Annotated in this window: 3 protein-coding genes and 2 pseudogenes; 3 read left to right on the top strand and 2 right to left on the bottom strand. The window is 63.0% G+C overall.

The window, feature by feature from the left end; all coding sequences use genetic code 11:
• Positions 1-470 precede the first annotated feature (470 nt).
• The gene (locus tag KZA10_RS10730) at positions 471-1,166 is read left to right on the top strand and encodes a PASTA domain-containing protein (RefSeq protein WP_218682872.1); all 696 of its coding nucleotides are present in this window, start codon (positions 471-473) and stop codon (positions 1,164-1,166) included.
• A 222-nt stretch (positions 1,167-1,388) separates the two neighbouring features.
• Here KZA10_RS10730 and KZA10_RS10735 read toward each other — a convergent pair whose 3' ends face one another.
• On the bottom strand, positions 1,389-1,841 hold the full coding sequence (locus KZA10_RS10735) for a hypothetical protein (protein ID WP_218682874.1): 453 nt from the start codon (positions 1,839-1,841) through the stop codon (positions 1,389-1,391).
• 233 nt (positions 1,842-2,074) lie between these two features.
• The gene (locus tag KZA10_RS10740; protein ID WP_218682875.1) at positions 2,075-2,437 is read right to left on the bottom strand and encodes a hypothetical protein; all 363 of its coding nucleotides are present in this window, start codon (positions 2,435-2,437) and stop codon (positions 2,075-2,077) included.
• Between the two features lie 351 nt (positions 2,438-2,788).
• Between KZA10_RS10740 and KZA10_RS18050 the strand changes: the two are divergent.
• A pseudogene (locus KZA10_RS18050) lies at positions 2,789-2,884 on the top strand (hypothetical protein); the annotation flags it as partial.
• 86 nt (positions 2,885-2,970) lie between these two features.
• Positions 2,971-3,108: pseudogene (locus tag KZA10_RS18055) on the top strand (phosphate ABC transporter permease subunit PstC); the annotation flags it as partial.

Raw genomic sequence — 3,108 nt, forward strand, 5'->3', positions numbered from 1 at the left:
CGCCTCACCCTCGTCCCCGACACCGGAGATGAGGTGACCGACCAGCCCGTCCTCGAACTCAGCGCCTAACCGAAACCAACAGCAGAAGGATCACCGACCGCTACACCACTCGCCGGGGCTTGACCTCCGGTAAAGCCACTTCCCGCCCACGAAACGGCGAACGGACCCCGATTAAGTTACCTGCGCCGCATCTCGCGGACGAAGATCCAGATGAGCCAGATGCCACCAGTGATCAGCGTCAGGATCGCGTCGAACAAGAAACTTCCAAAGCCGTATTTCTTAGTCTTCCCCATGAGAGGAAGCATAGGGGTTGTGGCAGAGCAGCCCAGCAGTTCATCACGATCCGGTGACGGAGCGGACGTTGGTCAGCCCACGGGTGTCATGGCGTCTATTTCGCCCATATGCTGACCTGGGTTTGGGGGCTGAGACCCCGCAACCGCACAGCTTCCAGAACAAGAGAAAGTACATCCTTGAACGCACAGCGCGGGGCCGGCTTGATCGCCGCAATCGTCCTCATGATGACCTTGACCGCGTGCGGCTCCGGCGAAGAAGTCGAGATGCCCGACGTCGTCGGCTCGCCTCTCGACACGGCGAAAAGTGACATCGAGCGCGCCGGATACAGCAGTGATCTTGAGGTGCTCGGCGGGGGGGTGTTCGGCATCGTGGACGACTCCGCCTGGATCGTCTGCGAGCAGCTGCCCGCCGCGGGCGAGGCGATCGCCAAGCAGCCACGCCTCACCGTCGACCGCTCGTGCGGCAACGAGGATGAGCCGGTCGAGGAAGAGCCGGTCGAGGAAGGGCAGTCGGATGCTGAGCCGACACCCCAAGCGTCGATCAGTGCGAACGTAGTTGACACCACGGTCGATGAGCTGCTGGACCGATTGAACTCGGCACAATTGGGCGGCATCCAGACCGGGGATCAGTTTCGGTTCACGGGTGAGCTCATGGGGGCGGAATACTGGTCGACCGGTGCGTCAGGAGAATACACGGTCCTCTTCAAGGCGCACGGCGGCGCCGACGACCTATTCGTGTTCGTCGATCAATCCGAGACTGTCGGCTGGACCGACGGCACCATCGTCGAGGTCGTGGTGGAGAGCGGCGAGGCCACAATCAACGGCGAGACCACGGATGGATGGCTGCGCGTCATCGCCGTGACCGGGCCCTAAGCCGTCGCAGCCTAACAGCGCTGCACGGTCCCACTCCTTCTGGATTGCGGATGTGCACGTGAGGGACGCTCCGCGAGGCTACGACGGGTGCCTATCGCCGGATGGCGGGTTCGCCTCGTATTGATTCTTGTGCAGTGAGGACGAGGAACGCTGCTACTTCCCCAACGGGGAGGAAGCCGGCATCTGACGCCGCACTATCCCAGGGGCTCGATGAGCACTCGCTCAACGCAGCGCCACGGAGTGGTCTGACCCGACCCAGTAGACCTGGATTCCTAACTGCTGGAGTGCGGGCGCAATGTGCCCGATCTCGAGGTGATGGAACTCGGAGGCCGGCAGAGCAAGCGCAGCGTCAGCTTCCCCAGCAGATGTAACTCGCATCGCCCGAACCACCGCGACGGAGACGTGCGTCTTCACCTGGTTTCGGGTAAATGGTTTGCCGAACCGAGACGACGTGCTCTTGGAGCTACCGTCGCCTTTGGCTTCGATGATGAGGCGCTGATCACCCCGACTAGCCACGATGTCATCCCCGTGCTGGTGGCTCAGAGCGAACGAGTCGATCGTCCAACCCTCGAGCTCCAGGTGCCCCATCACTGCCCGTACAACATCATCTTCATAGAGGAACGAGGTACCTACGCACGGCGAGCCCTCGCCGTGCGTCCCGTGAGCTGCCGTCATAGCGCGACTCTAGGCCTTGACGCATCGGCAGTGAACTATCACTCGTGCCAGCATGCAGCGTATGGAACTCGATCGCTCCGGTGAGCCCGCATTCAGCGAATCTAGCTCGGCGAGGGTGAGCATCGACGGTATTGCCACCATGGCCATGCGGTGTCCGCGAGGGGATCGTCTAGTGAGATCCCATTCCGGAGTACCGCCGCTGTCAGTGTCCGAAGTCGTCGGCACAGCTGCCCCTAGTAATTCGGGCATTGTGCTGGGGACTGTGGACAACGCCCGATCTGTACTGGTGTGCACAAACCGACACTTTGCGGGCTCTTCGCAGTTGAGGGTGTAGCCAGCGTCGGTCGAACCAGCCGAGAGGCAGCCGCTGCAGGTGCCGGACGATGCGGGTGCTGCAGCTCGGCGTCGGCGAGGTGGCTCACCATGCCCGACAGGAACGCCGCCCCGAAGCTGACGAAGAGCGCGGCCACCGCGACGACGACGATCGTCCACATCCGGCCGGCGTCGACCTCACCGCCCGCCAGTGCGGGCAGCAGGGTGCGCGCAAGCTCCACGATCGCGATGAAAGGGATGACGCCGCTGATCGCGCCGATCACGCTCAAGGCGATGATGCCAGCAAGGCTGCGGGCACCGGGGCGAAGAACGACTCCTGCGTCGTCGCGCCGCCGTTTCGTTCCACATCCATCGCGACTCCCTCGCACCGTAGAAAGCGACCGCTCGTAGAGTGAACGGTGTTCTAATCTCCGCCGCGAGCCTACAAGTAAGGTGACCCTTACTTCAACCCATCGCGGCGGCCCGCGGACGCGGAGTGAGCAGAAGCGGGCACGAAGGCACCGAACGCAAGACGTCCACCCCCATTGCGGCGTGCACTCATTAATGAGTACGATCCATTTCAGAAGGAGGAACGGATGTCCGCTACGAACGCAGTCAGTCGAAGGTCGAGGTCGATGGAGGCCAAGCAGCGGCGGATCTCCGAGGCGGCAGCCGAACTGTTCGACGCCGAGGGCTTCAGCGCCGTGACCACCCAGCAGATCTCGGACCGGGCAGACGTGGCCGCAGGCACTCTGTTCCGGTACGCCGCTTCGAAGAGCGAGTTGCTGTTGATGGTCTACAACTCCAAGCTCGACGAGGCGCTTCGCGCCCCACCGGCCGCACGATCCTCACCGCCGCCATGGTGCTGGCGGTCATGGTCGTACCGATCATCACGGCAATCTGCCGCGAGATCTTCCTGCAGACGCCTCGACTGCATGAGGAAGCCGCTCTCGCC

The organism is Microbacterium sp. BF1, assembly GCF_019279095.1.
In the GTDB taxonomy this organism is placed as follows: domain Bacteria; phylum Actinomycetota; class Actinomycetes; order Actinomycetales; family Microbacteriaceae; genus Microbacterium; species Microbacterium maritypicum.